20 protein-coding genes are annotated in these 18,234 nt (G+C 32.9%); 6 read left to right on the top strand and 14 right to left on the bottom strand.

All coding sequences use genetic code 11. The features are described from left to right. The first annotated feature begins 6 nt into the window (after positions 1-6). A complete protein-coding gene (locus tag DMA14_RS04680; RefSeq protein WP_111423522.1) occupies positions 7-771 on the top strand; it encodes a porin family protein in 765 nt (254 codons plus the stop codon). 244 nt (positions 772-1,015) lie between these two features. On the opposite strand, the gene DMA14_RS04675 is transcribed toward DMA14_RS04680, so the two are convergent. The 5 genes from DMA14_RS04675 to DMA14_RS04655 are packed head-to-tail and all read right to left on the bottom strand — an operon-like array spanning position 1,016 to position 7,584. Continuing rightward, a complete protein-coding gene (locus DMA14_RS04675; protein ID WP_111423520.1) occupies positions 1,016-1,603 on the bottom strand; it encodes a chemotaxis protein CheB in 588 nt (195 codons plus the stop codon). Then, positions 1,582-2,394, bottom strand: a complete 813-nt coding sequence (locus DMA14_RS04670; RefSeq protein ID WP_111376920.1) for a CheR family methyltransferase — start codon at positions 2,392-2,394, stop codon at positions 1,582-1,584. The genes DMA14_RS04675 and DMA14_RS04670 overlap by 22 nt, the downstream gene beginning before the upstream one ends. A gap of 8 nt (positions 2,395-2,402) precedes the next feature. Then, positions 2,403-2,768: a response regulator gene (locus DMA14_RS04665; protein WP_111423666.1), complete on the bottom strand. Its 366-nt coding sequence runs from the start codon at positions 2,766-2,768 to the stop codon at positions 2,403-2,405. Between the two features lie 17 nt (positions 2,769-2,785). Further along, positions 2,786-6,352, bottom strand: a complete 3,567-nt coding sequence (locus DMA14_RS04660; RefSeq protein ID WP_111423518.1) for a response regulator — start codon at positions 6,350-6,352, stop codon at positions 2,786-2,788. Positions 6,353-6,369: 17 nt separating this feature from the next. Further along, a complete protein-coding gene (locus tag DMA14_RS04655) occupies positions 6,370-7,584 on the bottom strand; it encodes a hybrid sensor histidine kinase/response regulator (protein ID WP_111423516.1) in 1,215 nt (404 codons plus the stop codon). A gap of 390 nt (positions 7,585-7,974) precedes the next feature. On the opposite strand from DMA14_RS04655, the gene DMA14_RS04650 reads away from it, so the two are divergent. Next, a complete protein-coding gene (locus DMA14_RS04650; protein ID WP_111423514.1) occupies positions 7,975-8,820 on the top strand; it encodes an SDR family oxidoreductase in 846 nt (281 codons plus the stop codon). 131 nt (positions 8,821-8,951) lie between these two features. Then, on the top strand, positions 8,952-9,212 hold the full coding sequence (locus tag DMA14_RS04645; RefSeq protein WP_111423513.1) for a SemiSWEET family sugar transporter: 261 nt from the start codon (positions 8,952-8,954) through the stop codon (positions 9,210-9,212). Positions 9,213-9,329: 117 nt separating this feature from the next. On the opposite strand, the gene DMA14_RS04640 is transcribed toward DMA14_RS04645, so the two are convergent. The 3 genes from DMA14_RS04640 to DMA14_RS04630 all read right to left on the bottom strand — a co-directional run bounded on the left by DMA14_RS04640 (position 9,330) and on the right by DMA14_RS04630 (position 11,516). Further along, complete coding sequence (locus tag DMA14_RS04640) at positions 9,330-10,103, bottom strand: hypothetical protein (protein ID WP_111423511.1); 774 nt, start codon at positions 10,101-10,103, stop codon at positions 9,330-9,332. 322 nt (positions 10,104-10,425) lie between these two features. Further along, the gene (locus DMA14_RS04635; RefSeq protein ID WP_111423510.1) at positions 10,426-10,767 is read right to left on the bottom strand and encodes a hypothetical protein; all 342 of its coding nucleotides are present in this window, start codon (positions 10,765-10,767) and stop codon (positions 10,426-10,428) included. 317 nt (positions 10,768-11,084) lie between these two features. Further along, the gene (locus tag DMA14_RS04630; RefSeq protein WP_111423508.1) at positions 11,085-11,516 is read right to left on the bottom strand and encodes a response regulator; all 432 of its coding nucleotides are present in this window, start codon (positions 11,514-11,516) and stop codon (positions 11,085-11,087) included. A gap of 212 nt (positions 11,517-11,728) precedes the next feature. Between DMA14_RS04630 and DMA14_RS04625 the strand changes: the two genes are divergently transcribed. Both DMA14_RS04625 and DMA14_RS04620 read left to right on the top strand, forming a co-directional pair. Then, positions 11,729-12,229, top strand: a complete 501-nt coding sequence (locus tag DMA14_RS04625) for a pyridoxamine 5'-phosphate oxidase family protein (protein ID WP_111423506.1) — start codon at positions 11,729-11,731, stop codon at positions 12,227-12,229. Positions 12,230-12,480: 251 nt separating this feature from the next. Further along, positions 12,481-13,008, top strand: coding sequence for a hypothetical protein (locus DMA14_RS04620; RefSeq protein WP_111423505.1), 528 nt, complete (start codon positions 12,481-12,483; stop codon positions 13,006-13,008). 77 nt (positions 13,009-13,085) lie between these two features. Here DMA14_RS04620 and DMA14_RS04615 read toward each other — a convergent pair whose 3' ends face one another. From DMA14_RS04615 to DMA14_RS04590, 6 genes are all read right to left on the bottom strand, one after another. Then, the gene (locus DMA14_RS04615; RefSeq protein WP_111423503.1) at positions 13,086-13,733 is read right to left on the bottom strand and encodes a DUF5661 family protein; all 648 of its coding nucleotides are present in this window, start codon (positions 13,731-13,733) and stop codon (positions 13,086-13,088) included. A gap of 88 nt (positions 13,734-13,821) precedes the next feature. Next, positions 13,822-13,986, bottom strand: a complete 165-nt coding sequence (locus DMA14_RS04610; protein WP_111423502.1) for a DUF1328 domain-containing protein — start codon at positions 13,984-13,986, stop codon at positions 13,822-13,824. 76 nt (positions 13,987-14,062) lie between these two features. Then, complete coding sequence (locus tag DMA14_RS04605; protein ID WP_111423500.1) at positions 14,063-15,157, bottom strand: DNA topoisomerase IB; 1,095 nt, start codon at positions 15,155-15,157, stop codon at positions 14,063-14,065. Between the two features lie 41 nt (positions 15,158-15,198). Then, the gene (locus DMA14_RS04600; protein WP_111423498.1) at positions 15,199-15,438 is read right to left on the bottom strand and encodes a DUF7218 family protein; all 240 of its coding nucleotides are present in this window, start codon (positions 15,436-15,438) and stop codon (positions 15,199-15,201) included. A 205-nt stretch (positions 15,439-15,643) separates the two neighbouring features. Then, the gene (locus tag DMA14_RS04595) at positions 15,644-17,113 is read right to left on the bottom strand and encodes an FAD-binding oxidoreductase (protein WP_111423496.1); all 1,470 of its coding nucleotides are present in this window, start codon (positions 17,111-17,113) and stop codon (positions 15,644-15,646) included. Continuing rightward, entirely contained in the window at positions 17,110-17,391 is a 282-nt protein-coding gene (locus DMA14_RS04590; protein ID WP_111423495.1) for a hypothetical protein, read from the bottom strand. The genes DMA14_RS04595 and DMA14_RS04590 overlap by 4 nt, the downstream gene beginning before the upstream one ends. 153 nt (positions 17,392-17,544) lie before the next feature. Here DMA14_RS04590 and DMA14_RS04585 point away from each other — a divergent pair, with 153 nt between their 5' ends. After that, the gene (locus DMA14_RS04585) at positions 17,545-18,132 is read left to right on the top strand and encodes a DUF4142 domain-containing protein (RefSeq protein ID WP_111423493.1); all 588 of its coding nucleotides are present in this window, start codon (positions 17,545-17,547) and stop codon (positions 18,130-18,132) included. Positions 18,133-18,234: the final 102 nt, after the last annotated feature.

The following is an 18,234-nucleotide window of genomic DNA, read 5'->3' as shown; positions in this document are numbered from 1 at the left end:
ATTTATATGAAAAAGATTTTATTAATCGTTTTTACTTTCTTTTGTATTAATTCTGCCCAGTCTCAAGTCTTAATTTCCTTGATATTTGGAGATAAGCTCAATTCGGAGTTTTTAGAATTTGGTCTTGAAGGTGGTGCTAATTTTTCTACCATTTCAAATATGGGATCTTCTGCCCTAAATCCAGGTTTTAATCTTGGTTTTTACTTTGACTTCAGATCTAAGAAAAATCCAGCTTGGATGATTAATACTGGTGTAATTGTAAAATCGCCTATGGGAGCCAAAGATATTCCTGTATATTCTTTGAATGATGAAAATTTGGACAATACTTTTGCGGGCGGTCACGTAAATCGTGAAATTCGTTATTTTAATGTTCCGATATTAATTAAATACCAATTCAAAAATAATATCTACCTTAAAGCAGGTCCGCAATTTGGTTTGTTAGCCAAAGCTTTTGATGAGTTTAAAAACGAAATCAATAACGATGATGTAGTCTACAAGAAAAACATTAGAGATCAAATTCATGTTATAGATGCTGGGCTTGCCTTTGGTACGGGTTATCATATGAATGTTGGTCATGGTTTAAATATTACAGTTCAATATTACTTGGGACTCGTTACTGTGATGAAAGGAGATGGTCCAAACAATCAATTCAACAGATCTTTGTATGTTACTGCGGGATTGCCAATTGGGAAAGGTAAAGCTGCGCAAAAAAGAGCTCAAAAAGAGGCTGAACTCAACAAAGTGGTTCTTCCAGAAGATGAGAAAAAATAGGTGTTTTTTTTTGCACCGAAAATATATTTCGCTCCTCTGGAGCTCTTTATCAGTCTGTGTCTATTATTATTTGCTATAAATATTTCGTCCCTCTGGGACTAATTCTTGATTGTTTTACATTTTAATATGTGAATTCCAAGCTTTGCGCTTTTAAAAAGCTTCGGAGAAGCTGAATATTTATAGCAATAATTTTATCCGTATCCGAGAAGCCTAAGAGGGGCGACACTTCATTTCAATCAACTTCCTATTCCCGATTTATTTCTTTTATAAACTCAAGAATCTCTTCGATATTTAGAACAAAATCTGGAACTGTGTGCAGAATTGCATTATTGGGCATAAAAGGCATATCTGCAGAAAGCGGATTCTGAACTACACTTATTCCGCCCGCTGCCTGTATTGCTCTTAATCCAGCTGTTCCATCCGAATTGGAACCCGAAAGTAATATTCCTATCAAATGTTCTCTATATACTTCCGCAGCAGACTCAAAAGAGACATCTATGCTTGGTCTACTGTAGTTTATTTTTTCTGAAGTATCTAATGAAAGCGTTTCGTTTTTCTCAAATAACAAATGATAATTGGATGGAGCAATGTAAATAAATCCCGATTGGAGTTTTACTTTATCTTCTACTTCTTTTACTTTTATTTTTGATTTTAAAGCAATTAAGTCTTCTAGAGTTTGTTCGTCTGAGTTTTTTCTATGAACAACGATGACAATGGCAAAAGAGATCGGATTTTCTACAAAAGGCAAAATCTGCAATAATGCCTGTAAACTTCCCGCCGAACCGCCAATTATAACTACTCTACAATTTGTTATTCTTTTATTTTCCTCCATATTTTCTCTTTAGCAAATTGTTTGTATTTGGTTTGAGATATAGAATATTTTATCGTTTCTTTTGTTCCAAGTGCTAAGAAGCCTAGCACAGCCAAACTGTCGTCAAATAAGTTTACGACTCTTTTCTGCAGATTATTATCAAAATAAATTAAAACATTGCGACACAATATGAGATCGAACTCATTAAATGAGGTGTCTGAAACCAAATTATGCTGTGAGAAGACCATTTTTTCAGAAAGATTTTCGTTAAACTTTGCAAATCCGTAATTGGCAATGTAATAATCTGAAAAATCCTGCTGTCCGCCAGCATCGCGATAATTATCAGCATAATCTTTTATCATTCGCAACGGAAAAATACCACTTTTGGCTGTTTCTAGTACCGAAGCGTTTATGTCTGTTGCATACAATATCGATTTGTGCAATAAACCTTCTTCTTTGAGCATAATGGCCATCGAATAGACTTCTTCTCCTGTAGAGCATCCTGCGTGCCAAATGCGAATAAAAGGTTTTGTTCCTAACAACGGAAGAACTTCTTTTCTAAGTGTAAGATAAAATGACGGATCGCGAAACATCTCGGTTACGTTAACCGTAATTTCGTCAATCATTCTTTTATAATACTCGGGGTCTGTGCGGACTTTAGACAAAAAATCATGAAAATGTTTAAATCCTTCCAGAGCAAATACCCTGCTTACTCGTCTTTTAAGTGAGGCTCTTGAATAACTTCCAAAATCAAAACCATAATATTCGTAAACATCATTTATAAGGGTTTCTAGTTCAATATCTTCAATCATAATTCACTTTAATTTCCTCCCAAGATCTGAAGTAATTTGTCAACATCTACAGGTTTTGAGATGTAAGCATCTGCTCCAGCTTGCAAACATTTTTCTTTATCTCCTGCCATTGCCTGTGCCGTTACAGCAATTATTAATGTAGATTCCTGAGACGGAATTGCTTTTATAAGCGGAATTGCGTCGTAACCATCCATTTCTGGCATCATCATATCTAGTAAAACTACATCGATAGATGCGTCTTGGCGCAATATTTTTAAAGCTTCTTCGGCACTTAGACAAGATACACAGTCATAAGATTTTGCTTTTAAGGTATTTACCATAGCAAAAATATTTCTAGAATCATCATCTACAATCAACACTCGTTTTTTTCCCATTTGCAGCATTTTAAAGATTAGATTTTATCGTACAGCCAAACTCTCAGCAACGATAACAGCTGGTCTACATCTACAGGTTTTGTAATATAATCTGAAGCTCCTGCCTTAATACATTTCTCTCTGTCGCCAGTCATTGCTTTAGCTGTTACAGCGATTACAGCTAAGTTAAGGAATTTAGGATTACTTCTTATCTTTTCGGCAGTTTCGTAGCCGTCCATATTGGGCATCATCATGTCTAGCAATACCACATCTGTATCTGGGTTTTCATCCAAAATTTTAATCGCCTCTTTTCCATCAAAAGCCGTAATGACATTCATTTTAAATGCTTCTAAAGCTTTTGATAGCGAATATATATTTCGTACATCATCATCTACGATTAGTACTTTTTTCTCAAACAAAATGTTGTTAAGCGAATTCAGTTTCTTATGACTTTCTTTTTTATTGTCTCCATTCTTTTTTTCTTCTACCAAATGAAGGAAAAGCGAAACCTCATCGAGCATTCTCTGGTAAGAATGTGCCGTTTTTACAATAATAGAATCAGCATATTTTCTAATCTTCAATTCTTCTTTTATAGACAAGCTTTTTCCTGTAAAGACAATTACTGGCAGATTTTCTAATCCTGGGCTTTTCTTTACTCCATCCAGAATTTCATAAGCCTGTTTGTCTGGAATTCCCATATCTAAAATTACACAATCAATGTCTTTTTTGGTTAAAGCCGATAAACCTGCTGACACTTCGCTTTTAATTTCAGAATTGATATTATAAGTTTCTAAGAAATAAGCCAATGCTTTAGCATGTTTTGGGTTATCTTCAATAATTAAAACTTTCTGAGATTCTTTGTTTATAATGTGCTCAATACGCATAAAAACCTCTGGAATCTTGTCAAAAGCAACTGGCTTATCTAAGAAATCTACAGCTCCTTTTAGCAAACTTTCCTGTTTCAATTTATGCGAAGACATTATGTGTACTGAAATATGTTTGGTTTGGGAATGATTTTTTAATTCTTCCAAAACCTCCCAGCCGCTCTTAATTGGAAGTTCGATATCCAATAAAATTCCGATTGGTTTGTAGATTAAAGCAAAATTCAAAGCATAATCTCCTCTAACAGCAACGATACCTTTATAGCCTTTTTTCTTAGTAAAAGCCAATAATGATTTAGCAAAGCTAATGTCATCTTCTACAATCAGGATTACTTTATCGCCTTCTGTAATTGAATGCCTGTCATCTTCAATTTCTTCTGGAATAATATCGCTGATATATCTTGGTTTTTCTTCTTCATTTTCAGATTGAACTTCGATTTCTTCTGCTTCTGGAATTTTATTGATTGACACTTTATTGATTGCAAATCCCAAAACTGGCAGGCATAAAGTAAATGTACTTCCTTCGTTTACTTTACTATGCAGAATGATTTCTCCTCGCAATAACTTAGCCAATTCACGACTGATTGACAATCCTAAACCTGTTCCGCCATATTTGCGTTTGGTAGAACCGTCAGCTTGCTGGAAAGCTTCAAAAATTAAAGGCTGTTTCTCTACCGGAATCCCGATTCCAGTATCTTTTACAATAAAGCAGATTATCTTATCATCGTCTGTATCGACTTTAATTTCAAGTGAAACAGTTCCTTTTTCAGTAAATTTAATGGCATTTGAAATCAGGTTTTTTAGAATCTGCTCCAAACGCATTTTATCTGTTTTAATAACAATTGGCGCTTCTTTGGCAATAATTTCAAAATTAATCCCCTTCTCTTTTGCCACCATATAAAACAGATTATGAAGGTTATCTGTAATTTCTTTAGTTGAAACATCCAAGAATTCCAATTCCATTTTACCAGCTTCAATCTTAGACAGATCCAGAATTTCATCAATTAATCCTAACAAACTGTTTCCTGAACTCTGAATCACTTTTGCAAATTCGATTTCTTCATTGTTCATTGTCTGATTGTTATTTTCAGACAGCAGACGGCTCAACAGTAAAATCGAGTTCAATGGCGTTCTCAATTCGTGCGACATATTTGCCAAAAACTCAGATTTGTAACGAGTTGTCAACTCCAAAGCTTCTGATTTTTTCTGGATTTCGGTATTTTTTTCTTCCAATAAAACACTTCTTTCAGACAATTCTTCATTGGTTTGTTCCAATTCTTCTTGCTGTACGCGAAGTTCTTCTTCTGAAGCCTGCAATTTTTCGGTCTGCGCCTCTAATTCTGCATTTATCGCTTCCAATTCACTATGCTGAATCTGAAGTTCTTCTGCTTGCGATTTCGTTTCTTCCAGAAGTTCCATTACCCTTTTACGGTTTTGAGTTGCCTTTAAAGCAATTCCGATATTATTGGCTACAATATTCAAAAACTCAAGCTGCAACATCGAAAATCCGTATATGCTTGCCAGCTCTACCGCTCCCTCAATCTTGAAATCCATTAAAGGTAATGCCACGATATGAGTTGGTTTTATTTCTCCTAATGCATAATTGATCTGAATATCTTCAGGAGAAAGTGTTTTTAGCTCCAACATTTTTCCAGAAACAATAGATTGTCCAATCAGCCCCTCGCCTTTCTTAATTCGTTCTCTGTTTTTACTCGGTATATAGCTGTAACCTCCCGTAACAGTCAATTCTTCTCCATCTACAACATACAAAACTCCGGCGCTGCTGTTGGTATATTGGCATAAAAATTCGATCACATCTTTAGATAATTTCTGAATTGTTTTTTCCCCAAGCATTTTATCGTTCAAAGTTGCAACACCCGATTGAAGCCATTCTTTTTGAGATAGTAATTCGAAAGAATCCTTTAATGAATCTTTCATATTATGAATTGATGTTCCTAAAGCCCCTAAGGTATCAGCTTTTCTATCATCGATCTGAACATCATAATTTCCTTTAGAAATTTGTGTGGCAATACCGCTTATTACTTTCAGCCTTTCAGCAGTTTCTTTATCTTTTTTCTCCAGCTCGCGCTGCAACAACGATCTTTCGTTATAATCTTTTAGAATTCTGATCATAAAAACGATCGAAATAAGAAAAGCAATAAAAAAGGCAATAACGATTAAAATCAAACTGTAATTTCCGTATCGTTCTGAATTTAAGTTGCGCTCATCTAAAAGTTTTTGTTCTGTATTTTCAACTTTCCTGATGATTGCTCTCATGTCATTCATCATGTTTCTGCCTTCATTCAAATCAAAAATCAGCGTTTCTTTGCTTAAACGCTTTTTTACAATCTGATTGTTTAAATATTTAAAGAAACCTGAACGTTTATCGCGTAATTCTTCCAGTAATTTTCTCTGTGCGGGATTATCAACTGTAAGCTCATCCAATTTTTCGAAATAACTGTTTGACTTGGCTTCAGCTTCATTAAATCGGTCCACAAACTGTTCGTCTCCTGTAAGCAGATAGCCTCTCATGCTTGTCTGCGCTTCTGTAATAATTGCAGAACCTTCATTTAAGTTGTAGATTACATCCTGAGTATGATTGACCCAAAAATTACTCTCTAATAAACTTTTGATGCTAATGAAAGAAGCAACAGAACTAACCGTAAGTACAAGAAGGGAAACTAGCGAACTGATTAATAAGTTTCTTTTAAAATTACCGTTCATATATTTCTAAATTATTTTTATTCATATTTTAAGGGAAGCACAATGATGAAACTTGCGCCTTCTCCAAATTTGCTTTTTGCCGTGATTAATCCATTGTGTTTTTCTATGATTTTTTTAGCAATTGCCAAACCAATTCCCGTTCCTTCGTAGGTTTGGCGGTCATTTAAGCTTTGGAAAATAATAAAAATTCGATCCAGATAAATTTCATCAAAACCAATTCCGTTGTCTTTTACTGTAATTCTGCAAAATTTTCCTTCAGGAGAAGTCGGACTATCAATTGATTTCTCTAAAATGGTTTCTGAAGTAATTTCGATTACCGGTTTTTCTTCATTTCCAGAAAATTTTAAAGCATTCCCTATCAGATTTTGAAAAACCTGTCGCATCTGACTGGGAATGCTATCAACTGTTGGAAGTTCGTTGGTTTTTATAATTGCATTTTTACGTTCTATTAGATAATCAAAATCTCCTAGCACTTCCTGCAAAACCACATTTAAATCTGTTTTTTCAGGTTTAACCTGTGCTGAAAGCCTAGAATAAGCCAAAAGATCGGTGATTAAAGTCTGCATTCTTTCTGCCGATTTTATTGTCCGGTCAACATAATCTAGAGCCTTGTCATCTGCTTTTAAGTAAAGATCTTTTATTATTTTAATGAAAATTTGGATTTTGCGGATAGGTTCATTCAAATCGTGTGAAACAACCCAAGAAAACTGTTGCAATTCATGATTTCTAAGTTCCAGTTCTTCATTTTTCTGAACCAGTTCTTTTGTCCTTTCCGCAATTTTGATTTCCAGATTATCCTGCGCTTCTTTTCGAATTTTGATTTCTTTAGAAAGCAGGTCTTTCATTGCTTTAAGTTCATTTTGCTGTTCGTAGATTTTAATAAAGGTTTTTACTTTTAGAATCAGCAAATCGCTATCTACGGGTTTTGTAATGTATTCAACAGCCCCAGTTTCATATCCTTTAAAGATGTATTTTTTTTCTGTATTGATAGCTGAAAGAAAAATAACTGGAATATCTTTTGTGCGTTGATTGCCTGAAAGGATTTTTACCACTTCAAAACCATCAAGTCCCGGCATTTGAACATCCATAATAATCAGGCAGTAATCTATTTTTAGGATTTTTTTTAAAGCTTCTTCTCCAGATTCGGCACTATCAACATCGATATTATGCAGCTCTAATGTTTTCTTTAAGGCTATAATATTTGCCCTTATATCGTCTACAATTAATACCATGCCGTGTGGGAGCTAAATCTGTTGTAAATCAAAACTCTTGAATTTAAAGTGAAATTTAAAAATTTTCTTATTTTTTTAAAGAATTGCCGAAGTAACTCTTAAAAATTATATGGAAATTCTCAAATGTATAAAAAATTTAACGGGCAGGTTTTTTATTTAAATAGAAAATAGTTACAAAATTCCCATCTTTCGCCTTCATTTTATATCTATCGTATGATTGCTAACTTATTAGAAATTTCTTATTATTTTGGCTTTTTTGATATTCGAAGTATTTTCATACAATATCTTTCTTTTTAATTTTTTTGGGGCAAACAAAATATCTTTTAAGACAAGCAGAATTGCTGTTATCGTCTAATTTTAAATGACATTAAAAGCTTAAAAAGAGAAATCATGAAAAAGAAACAAACATTTCCCGAACAAAAGCAAAATCTTCCCGGCAATGAGCACATGATGAATCCAGAGCCTGAGATTATACGAGAAAATTATGTTGGCAGCGGTAAATTATTAGGAAAAACAGCTTTTATTACAGGCGGTGACAGCGGTATTGGCCGAAGTGTTGCGGTGCATTTTGCTAGAGAAGGCGCTAACATTGCAATCGTTTATTTGAAAGAAGATAAAGATGCGCTCGAAACAAAAGCAATGATAGAGAAAGAAGGCCAGCAATGCCTTTTGATAAGCGGTGATCTTAAAGATGAAAAGTTTTGCAAAAATGCCATTAAAAAGTGTCACACCATTTTTAAAAGTCTTAATATCATTGTAAATAATGCGGCAACTCAATTTCCGCAAAGCGAGTTAGAAAAAATAACTGCTACTCAGCTTCATAAAACCTTTGAAACCAATATTTATCCTTTCTTTTACATCACAAAAGCTGCTCTAGCTTTCTTAAAAGAGGGCGACACTATTATCAATACCACTTCTGTAACGGCTTTTCGCGGAAGCGAACACTTAGCGGATTATGCGAGTACAAAAGGCGCTATTGTAAGTTTCACGCGTTCGCTTTCGACTATGTTAGCCCAAAAGAAAATTCGTGTAAACGGCGTTGCTCCAGGGCCAATCTGGACGCCTTTGATCGTGGCCAGTTTTGATAAATTGTCTGATTTCGGAAAAGATAATCCTATGGAACGAGCCGGACAACCATCTGAAGTTGCGCCTGCGTATGTATTTCTAGCATGTGAGGACAGCAGTTATATTACTGGGCAGTTTATTCATATAAATGGCGGTGAATTGGTAGGTTAAAAAAGTTTCTAAAGTACTGAGATGCTAAGGTTCTAAGTTTTTTCTTTTTGAAATCTACTTAATGAGATAAACAACAAATACCTTAGACCCCTTAGCATCTTAGAAGCTCAGAACCTTAAAAAAATAAAAAAATGAACTTTATTGATGTAATAGGACTTTTTGCTGGGGCGTGTGTGACGATATCTACGATTCCGCAAATTCTGAAGGTTTGGAAAACCAAAAAAGTGAAACAGATTTCGCTTAAAATGTTTGGTACGCTTACTTTCGGAATTGCGGTATGGATAGTTTATGGCATTTTGAAAAATGATCTGCCTATTATTATCACAAACAGTATTTCATTGATTTTAAATCTTACTATGGTTTATTTTATTCTATATTTTGAAAAAGAGTAAAAAAGAAAAAAAACAGCTCGATCGAAGCTGTTTTTTTTTTGAAAAGTGAAGGATATAATAATGCTTACTAGCTAGCTAATTTTTGGTTGTAAGGTTCTAATTCTAAATATTTTTCTTTTAGAATTCTTGACTGTAAATTTCTTTTAAAAGATAGCACTGCGCTACAATATGTCCAAAATTGATTTCTGAAAGTTTTTTAACTTCAGTCATCTTTTTAGCGGCAAAATTCAGAATAGGTCCAAACGGAGTTAGGTAATTGTAACTATGCTGCGCTATCTCCAGCTCTAAAATTTCACGCAAAATGTTTCTCATCAGCAAATAACGAACTCTTCCCTGCTTTGGTAATGCTTTAAGTTCCTGAAACTTCTCTCCTATTTTTGGATTCTCGGCTCCGATGTATAAATAATTTCCAGATTCGTTGGTAAATCTTTTTTTAACCTGAAAAGCAAAATCAGCATTTTCTATGGCATTCAGATTTGTTGGTATTGCGATCAATGAAAACTGGATCTGTTTATGGCTTTCAAAATACAAAACGCTATTAATTGCAGATGAATTACTCATAATACCCGATTGCTGCTCTTTTAGGCCTTTAAGAGCACCATTTGCTCCAAAACGATGCAATACGTTTCCTTTTCCGCAATAAGCGAAGAAAACAGGCGCTAATGAATTAGATTCGATACTTAAATTAACATCCTGATTGAAAGTCAAATCGAAATTGAGATATGACATTTCTTTTTCAAAACGTACTCCAGAAATGCTTCCCGTTGCCCATTTTGACTTAATTGTCAATCTATATTCGTTAGCGTTGCTCAATAAATGCCCGCCAAAATTCTCTTTTAAATTATTAAAAACAGCATCAAAGCTTCCAGTATTTAAGTAAAGTTTTTTCATAATATAATACGGTTTGGTTATAAAGTGGCTAGTAATTATTTTACGTATAAAAACTAACCTTGGTTTTTACATCATTTCTATAATCCAAATTTCGTTTATATTGTAAGTCAAATCCTTATAGAATTTTAGGGAGATATTTCATAATTATTATTTTCTAAGGTTCTGAGGTGCTAAGATGCTAAGACTCATAGCACAAAAAAACTTAGTCCCTTAGAACCTTAGCATCTTAGCAACTCAAAAAAAAAAAAAAAGCAGCTGCCTCAAATAAATTTGAAACAACTGCTCATCAGCAAAATAAAAATACCAATCTATTTTTATTTTTTTAAGTCAATTCGTTTATATCGGCATTTTTAGAATAATTGGCTTTCGGAATATCTTTAAAAAATTCGGCTTCTTCCAAATCGGCCATTGGACCATATCCTAATAAATGTGTTCCTTTTCTTTTATCTTTTGTTTCGATAACATACAAAATCGACATATCATCAGGATCACTCATTCCTTCGTATCGATGATGTGCTACAATAAATATATCTTCAGGATTATAGATTTCTTTAGTTTCTGTATCTACTAAACGATCATTTTCGAATATATAATTTGCAGTGTATCCCTCTTCTTGATACCTTTTGATATTATCGGTTTCATGTTTTGAATCTTCTCGTTTCATATCTTTTCAGTTTATCTGTTTATCAAATTTCTGCATAGAAACGAGATAAAATTAACTCAATTGATTTTAATGTTGCCTCATTCAAAAATCGGTTTTAAAGGAGTAAAAACTATTTTTTTTGGCAAATAGAGAAGAAATGGGACAACTTAACCGTGCTAAAGATTGGAGCAAAACGGCTGTTTATCCATTAGAATTATGGATGCAGAGTTTGCACACTACTTAAGCTTGCAAAAAAACTGAAACTTTCCAGCGTTTAAACACCAAACACAAAGGAAAAGATTCAGTCTTTACTATTTATATTCTAGATTTATCAGAAATTAGTATTTAAACACAAAATTAGATTGGGTTGGGATAAACTTTTCCCAATCAATCTTCATTGCATGTTCTATTGCTTTTATAATATCACTCATTAAAACAGGTTTGGTAATAAAGCAATTAGCTCCCAGTTTAAGACATTTTTCAATGTTGCCTGGTTCGCTCGAAGTGGAATAAATAACTACTGGAATATCTTTTTTATCATCGCAATTTCTAAGTTCTTCCAAAACATCAAATCCATTTTTTCCCGGCATATTTAAATCCAAGAAAATCACGGATGGAATAACAGATGAATCAGAAATGGCATTTAAAAAATTCTGACTCCCAGAATACGTTTGAAGTTTGATATTGTGGGGTATAGATTCTACGGCATCAGCAAAAATACATAAATCGTCTTCGTCGTCATCGGTATAGAATATGGTGAAATCTGTCATTGTATTTTTGGCTTAGAATTTTAATATTCCCAAATATAATGCAATTTTATGTAACAAGCAGAAAGTAGGAATCAATTTCTTACAAACTAAATTGAAATATCACAATTTATAAGTTTAATTATATAATCTGTAAAAGGCTAAAAAGCACCAACTTTACTTTTACTATTTGTTTATCAAATAATTAATATAAAAAGAACTTAAAATATAACGTTATGGGCGATCATAAGAACCTTACAGATGAATTTGCAGTAGACAAAATAAAAGATCTGGCTGCACATATTAAAACGTGTATGTTTTGTACATATAACGAATACAGAATACAATCTCGACCTATGTCTGTTCAGAAAATTGATGATTTAGGAAACCTTTGGTTTTTATCAGATAGAAACAGTGGCCAGAATGCAGAAATTACCTTAAATCCAATGGTTGAAATTTTCTTTGCAGAACCTCATGACAAATTCTTGACGCTTCATGGAACAGCGAGCATTTCATACGACAGAGAAACTATCGAAAAATTATGGGATCCTGCAATAAAAATCTGGATGCCAGGAGGCGTAGATGACCCAAATCTGAGTGTCATAAAATTTGTTCCTGAAGATGGCTATTATTGGAATAACAAAAACGGAAAAATGGTTGCCATTGCAAAAATGACAGCTGCGTTTATTACAGGAAAAACAATGGATGACGGAATTGAAGGAAGCTTAAAATTGTAGTTTTTTCTAACTGGAAAGTTTTTTAAACCACAAAGAATGCAAAGAAATTTATCTTTTGTTCTTTGTGGTTATTTTTTTGTAATAATTACGATGATAAAATTACTTCCTTTACTATCAGACGGGTTATATGACTTCAAATTAAAATCCCATCCTAAACATCTGTTAATTATAGAATTACACTTTAAAATCTTATAATATATTCTGTCAGCTTCGTGCTAGCTTTGTATATATAACTATAAAAAACAGCGATCATGAGTACTATAGATAAAAACAACGGCACGAATAAAGATTTTAGAGAACATTTCTCAGATGACCGAAATCTAGCAGAAGATCTTAAAAACGATATTAGAAAACCTGACACCGATAATCGTGAAATTGCAGAACGAGGATATACGGTAAGAAATGGTTACAATCCGAACCGACCTAATCCAGATCAGGAAGATTTTGCTGATGATGATTTGGACGATTTAAATGACGATTTTCATAAAGACAGAGATTTGGAAGATAACAACGATGATATTTATGAAGTCGAATTGGAAGATGATTTCGACGAAAATGACGAATTTGACAATCCTTCAGATTTAACCGAAGAAGAATATGATTTTAATGAAACTGAAGATGTCTTGGAAGATCTTGATGATGATGAAGATGAAGATGATGAAGACGAATACATAGAAGAAGATATCGATGAGGACGATGACACTGATTATATCGAAGATGATGTCCAGGAAGATAAAGATGATGAAAGGTATCCGGAAAATGATCCTCGCCGATTCTAATATTTCTTATTCTAAAAAAAAATAAAAAACCGTCTCGTTAAATAACGAGACGGTTTTTTCGAGTTTAAAATTTAACACTAATCTCCAATAATTTCCAATACTGGAATATCGTCCATACGCGCCAAACGCTCGATCAATCCTGATCTTGCTTCATTGAGCTCTTGTTCAGCTTTTCCTAATTCTTTGTACCATTTTTCTTTACCGACTGGCGATGACTCTATTTTTCTGATAATTTCATAAATCTCACCCTCCGCCTCCATTACTTTCAGTCTTTTATAATACGTCAGACTTTCAGTCATGTGTGCAAGCGCAATCATAGCGGTTAAAAACGGATGGTTATTGGTAACATTTACATCTTTTACTCTTCCATGCTCCAATTCTACTTTTAATGCAAAAGCAAATTCTTCCATATTAAAAGCTTCGTGTTTGCTCTTTGGATCTAGATAAGCTTTTATCGCATGCACATTGTTCATGGTTGAAAGATCTACATCTGTATGTTTTGCATCGTTCAAATCCTTAAAAATTACATTGGCAATAGCTCTTGCTTCGGCAATTGTGGGATCGTTTTTAGGATTTTCAAAATCACGTACCGACCAGTCCCAATTTTTTGCATGAACAGGCTTTATATATTTTTCACAAAAATCTGTGACGTCATTTTTCAAACTTACCATTTCATCTTCTCTTTTAATATAAACGTCTTGATAAGCACCGCTTTTTGTTCCCATGATTTGCTTTTTTTAATGAAACCACAAACGACACATTTCAATTTTTAAATGTGTCGTTTTGATTTATCTTGTATTAATGATACTTCTTCTATACTCTTGTGGATCTTCCAGTTATTAAAGAAATAACGAAAAGAACTAAAAATATAAAGAATAAAATTTTAGCTATACTAGCGGCTCCAGCGGCAATTCCACCGAAACCAAATATTCCCGCCACTATGGCTAGAATAATAAAAGTGACTGTCCAACGTAACATAATAATAGTTTTTAGTTAATAATGATTTTGTTTGTATTTCAAACTTTTAAGCTTTTGGAGAGATGCCCTAACTCTTTTATGAACAAGGCGTTTCTAAATTGATTTCGTAATTCTGAATCAATTCTGAAAATGCTATTTCTGTTTTTGTAAAATATTTTCGGGTGCTTCGACTTTTCTTCGCCATATCAAAATATTTCTGAATCGAGCCGTCTTCATAAGTCGAAATCAAAAGCGGATGAACGTAATAATCTTTGCATACTTTTCTTGTATTTCCTAGTGCTTCGGCGGTTAAATCAAAAGCTGTTATAATGTTCTGTTTGCTTTCTCTTTCGTCATCTGTAGTTCCGAGCTCCATTAAACTTTCGAAAAAAATAATCGAGGCTGCCCAGGTTCTAAAATCTTTTGCACTGAAATATTCACCTGAAATATTATGCAAATACTCATTTACCATATGGCTGTCGAGCACCTTCTTTTCGCCATTTTTATCGTAATATTTAAAAACTTCCCAACCTGGAATTTCTTCGCAACGGCTCACCAGTTTTATCAATTGCTTGTTTCGTGTCGTAATGGTATGCTGTTTTCCTTTTTTGCCAATAAATTCAAATCGAAGCGAATTCTTATTGATATTAATATGGCGTTTTCTCAGAGTCGAAAGTCCGTATGATTTGTTGTCTTTGGCATATTTCTCATTTCCGATTCTAATATGCGTTTCTTCCATTAATCGAATCACCAAAGCAATTACTTTTTCTCTAGACCATTCTTTCTTTTCTAAATCAAGATCGACTTGTTTTCTAATTAATGGAAGCTTCTCACCAAACGAAGCAATTTTATAAAACTTGGTTTGATTGCGAATCAAATTCCATCTCGGATGATAGCGGTACTGTTTTCTATTTTTAAGATCGGTTCCTACTGCTTGTAAATGTCCATTTTTTACATCTGTTATGCGAACGTTTTCCCAAGCTGGCGGAAGAACCAAACTATTAATGCGTTTAATTTCATGTTTGCTCTTTACATTTTTTCCGTTCTTTTTATAAACGAAACTCTCTCCTTCGCGACAGCGTACAATTGTCAACTGATGATCATTAATATATTCTAAGTCTAGTTTTTCAATTACTAGATGTGGTGCTTTTATCAATTGATCCATTAAAACTTCTTTTCTCGCCGCATTCATGGTATTTAATTTTTTATCACATAATAGTTTTATATAAAACTTTAATTATTTCTTAAAGAGTAAATCAAATCTTTTTTATTCATATAAGATCTTCCTTTTATACCTACTCTACTAGCTTGTTTCAGAAGTTCTTCTTTTGTCCACTCATCATAAGGCTTTGCTTTTCCGCCTTTTTTACCTGCGTCTGGCGTGTTGGCAATACGAGCCGATTTTTCTTTGCTGTATCCTTTTTTCACCAACGCTTTATATTGCTCTTCATTCTTAATTCTTGGATCTGGCATGACTTTAAATTTTAAAAGAGTTAAATTCTAAAAATTCTTATAAGTCAAAGTTCTTTAAAAAGTAAGGCGTTTCTGTTATAGAATTTTGGTTCGAAATTTCATCATTGTAGCGTGGGAATTGTGAAAGTGGAAATGTAAATTTTCTTTTTTGTGAAATGTTAGATGCAAAAAAAATCCCAACTCTTTTGGAGTTGGGATTTGATATCTACTTGTAATGTTTGTAAAATTGATTTTGGAATAATTCATCTGAATCATATTTTTTCTTGAATTTAAAAAATTCATCAGCTTGCGGATAAACTTTTCTCATTTTCTCTTTACCAATATGTAGTCTATAAGGAAGATAAAATGTTCCATTATTTTTGATAGCTGCATCAACTAATTTATTCGTCAAAACTTTCATTTCGGTTTCTTCTTTTTCTGTTTTCTTTTGATTAAAAAGAAAAACAAAACCAAAAACATCCTGCCTAGCATAATTCATAAAAGTATCTTCATCTTTATTTACTGCACGAATTGTAATATTCAGCAAATCTAATTTTGATTGAAGCAATATGGGCTTAATATCCTTTAAATATTGATTAAAATCTTTTTCTGGAATAAAATATTCTTGAAGTAAATCGGTAGAATTTGGATCTTTGTTTTCAATTAAAGAGACATGATCATTAAGTAATTCATTACGCGAAAAAATATTATGTTGCGTTGCTTTGTTCATTCCGTATTCTAAATCCCAACGAAGTCTTTTTCCGTATTCACTTCTAACAGAACTTCTAAAAACCAAACGTTTTACTTCTTCATTCTTTTCATTTTGCTTTTTAATGGGAAGTGGATTTTCATTAACTTCTTCAAAAAAATTAATAGTTGCTTCTTCCAAAAACTCTTGATTTGCAATCTTTAATCGTCCAAAAACCAAATTTACTTTTGGATTATCTGAAATTAGCTTTTTATAATATGAAACATAATTCTCTGGACTTAAGCGAAAGTATTTATATTTTAAAGCTTTATTATCTACAACTTTTAGCTTTACATCCAATATAATTCCGAAAAGGCCATAACCTCCTAAAACAAGTTTAAACAATTCTGGATTTTCGTTTCTGCTACAGGTCAAAATTTGACCTTTGTCATTCATTAAAGTAAAAGAAATTACAGAAGAAGAAATCGGTGGTGAATCTTTTTGCCATCCATGACCATTAACACTAATAGAGCCACCAACAGAAAACGAACTAAAAGCCTGCATAACACTAATTGATTTTCCATTTTGATCTAAATACTCAATTGCATCCTGCCATAAAGCACCAGAACCGATGGTTAAAATATTATTCTCTTTATCGAGTTCCATATGATTATATGGAAGCATATTTAAAAGAATACCATTAGGATAAATCGTATGTCCACCCATACTGTGCTGTGCTCCTGCAATAGAAATTTTTAAATTTTGCTCTCGGGCATATTTTAAAATTTCTTGAAGTTGCTTTACAATATCTGCTTGATTTTCTGGAACTTTTACGATCGTATCAACCTTCGTTAAATTAAGCTGACTTGCATCATTTGTATAACCTTTTGGAATTTCTGATTTACTATCTGTTTCACTCCATTTAGTTTTTAAAATATGTAAAACGGGAATTGATACTAGTACTAAAATAATTAAAATTGCAATGATCCAAATCTGTTTTTTCTTCATATCTTATTTCTTCCGATTTCTTCTATTGAGTCATTGTTAATCTGTTTTTTTCCTAATAATTTTAATCCTAACTTAAACATAAAACGAATCAGTACTACTAAGAGAAAAGTAAAAAGTATTGCAGCAAATAAATAAGCCGCTCCAGTTGAAAAAGATGTTTGAAATTCTTTAGGGCTTTTTAATAAAACAGCAGATATAAAATTGAGTAAAGTCCCTACAGACAATAGCCCTGCTAGTATAATTAAAGCAAATCCTGCAATTTTTCTAATAATTATCATAAAGTATTATAGGTTATTTGACGTTTATTAATGCTAATTTATATTTTTTATAAACCAATTCATCTTAATAATATAAAAAACTTCTAAAATCCTGTAAGACATTCCTGTATCTACTCCATAATTTTACATTATAACATTTAAACTATTAAAATCATGAAAAAGTTATTATTAGCCGGAAAAGCCATTTTAGGAGCAGGACTTATCATTATATTCCTTCAATCTTGTAAAAACGAAACCAAACAGGAAGATCCAAAAGAAGTTGCAGAAGATGCAAATGAAGCAAAATTTGATTCGATTGACAGTAAAGAAGATGATTCTGAATTTTTAGTAGATCAAGCTGAAATTAATTTGGCTGAAATCGAAATCGGTAAACTGGCGCAAACAAAAAGTACAAATCCTGAAGTGAAAAAATTTGGTAAAATGCTTGTTGATGAGCACACTAAATCGGCTTCTGAAGTAAGTGCTTTAGCAAAAGCGAAAAACTTTACTCTTCCTACTTCTCTAACCGAAGAAGGACAAGAAGAATACAATAAATTAAACGAAAAATCAGGTGTTGATTTTGATAAAAAATTCGCCGATATGATGATTGATGGTCACGAAAAAGCCATTAAAAAACTAGATAAAGCCGCAAAAGATGCAAGCGATCAAGAAGTGAGAACTTGGGCTTCTAACAATATTGCAGGTTTAACAGCGCATTTAGAACATGCTAAAATGCTGAAACAAAACCTAGACAAAAAGTAAAAAAAATAATTGATTATTTTTTTAGATGCAAAGGCTCAAAGTTGCAAAGGTTCAAAGATTTCTTTTTAATAGAAAGAACCTTCATATTTTAAGTCTTTGTTT

The sequence above is a fragment of the Flavobacterium sharifuzzamanii genome (assembly GCF_003254585.1).
Taxonomy (GTDB): Bacteria; Bacteroidota; Bacteroidia; order Flavobacteriales; family Flavobacteriaceae; genus Flavobacterium; species Flavobacterium sharifuzzamanii.
The sequence above is the reverse complement of the archived record's forward strand: the minus strand, read 5'-3'. Positions and strand labels throughout refer to the sequence as shown.

Coding starts and splice junctions, on each gene's coding strand:
- DMA14_RS04650 (WP_111423514.1), top strand. CDS start 7,975: ATGAAAAAGAAACAAACATTTCCCGAACAAAAGCAAAATCTTCCCGGC.
- DMA14_RS04665 (WP_111423666.1), bottom strand. CDS start 2,768: ATGGGAAAAAAACGAGTGTTGATTGTAGATGATGATTCTAGAAATATT.
- DMA14_RS04625 (WP_111423506.1), top strand. CDS start 11,729: ATGGGCGATCATAAGAACCTTACAGATGAATTTGCAGTAGACAAAATA.
- DMA14_RS04605 (WP_111423500.1), bottom strand. CDS start 15,157: ATGAATGCGGCGAGAAAAGAAGTTTTAATGGATCAATTGATAAAAGCA.
- DMA14_RS04610 (WP_111423502.1), bottom strand. CDS start 13,986: ATGTTACGTTGGACAGTCACTTTTATTATTCTAGCCATAGTGGCGGGA.
- DMA14_RS04615 (WP_111423503.1), bottom strand. CDS start 13,733: ATGGGAACAAAAAGCGGTGCTTATCAAGACGTTTATATTAAAAGAGAA.
- DMA14_RS04595 (WP_111423496.1), bottom strand. CDS start 17,113: ATGAAGAAAAAACAGATTTGGATCATTGCAATTTTAATTATTTTAGTA.
- DMA14_RS04660 (WP_111423518.1), bottom strand. CDS start 6,352: ATGAACGGTAATTTTAAAAGAAACTTATTAATCAGTTCGCTAGTTTCC.
- DMA14_RS04600 (WP_111423498.1), bottom strand. CDS start 15,438: ATGCCAGATCCAAGAATTAAGAATGAAGAGCAATATAAAGCGTTGGTG.
- DMA14_RS04620 (WP_111423505.1), top strand. CDS start 12,481: ATGAGTACTATAGATAAAAACAACGGCACGAATAAAGATTTTAGAGAA.
- DMA14_RS04670 (WP_111376920.1), bottom strand. CDS start 2,394: ATGATTGAAGATATTGAACTAGAAACCCTTATAAATGATGTTTACGAA.
- DMA14_RS04635 (WP_111423510.1), bottom strand. CDS start 10,767: ATGAAACGAGAAGATTCAAAACATGAAACCGATAATATCAAAAGGTAT.
- DMA14_RS04640 (WP_111423511.1), bottom strand. CDS start 10,103: ATGAAAAAACTTTACTTAAATACTGGAAGCTTTGATGCTGTTTTTAAT.
- DMA14_RS04585 (WP_111423493.1), top strand. CDS start 17,545: ATGAAAAAGTTATTATTAGCCGGAAAAGCCATTTTAGGAGCAGGACTT.
- DMA14_RS04590 (WP_111423495.1), bottom strand. CDS start 17,391: ATGATAATTATTAGAAAAATTGCAGGATTTGCTTTAATTATACTAGCA.
- DMA14_RS04675 (WP_111423520.1), bottom strand. CDS start 1,603: ATGGAGGAAAATAAAAGAATAACAAATTGTAGAGTAGTTATAATTGGC.
- DMA14_RS04680 (WP_111423522.1), top strand. CDS start 7: ATGAAAAAGATTTTATTAATCGTTTTTACTTTCTTTTGTATTAATTCT.
- DMA14_RS04645 (WP_111423513.1), top strand. CDS start 8,952: ATGAACTTTATTGATGTAATAGGACTTTTTGCTGGGGCGTGTGTGACG.
- DMA14_RS04655 (WP_111423516.1), bottom strand. CDS start 7,584: ATGGTATTAATTGTAGACGATATAAGGGCAAATATTATAGCCTTAAAG.
- DMA14_RS04630 (WP_111423508.1), bottom strand. CDS start 11,516: ATGACAGATTTCACCATATTCTATACCGATGACGACGAAGACGATTTA.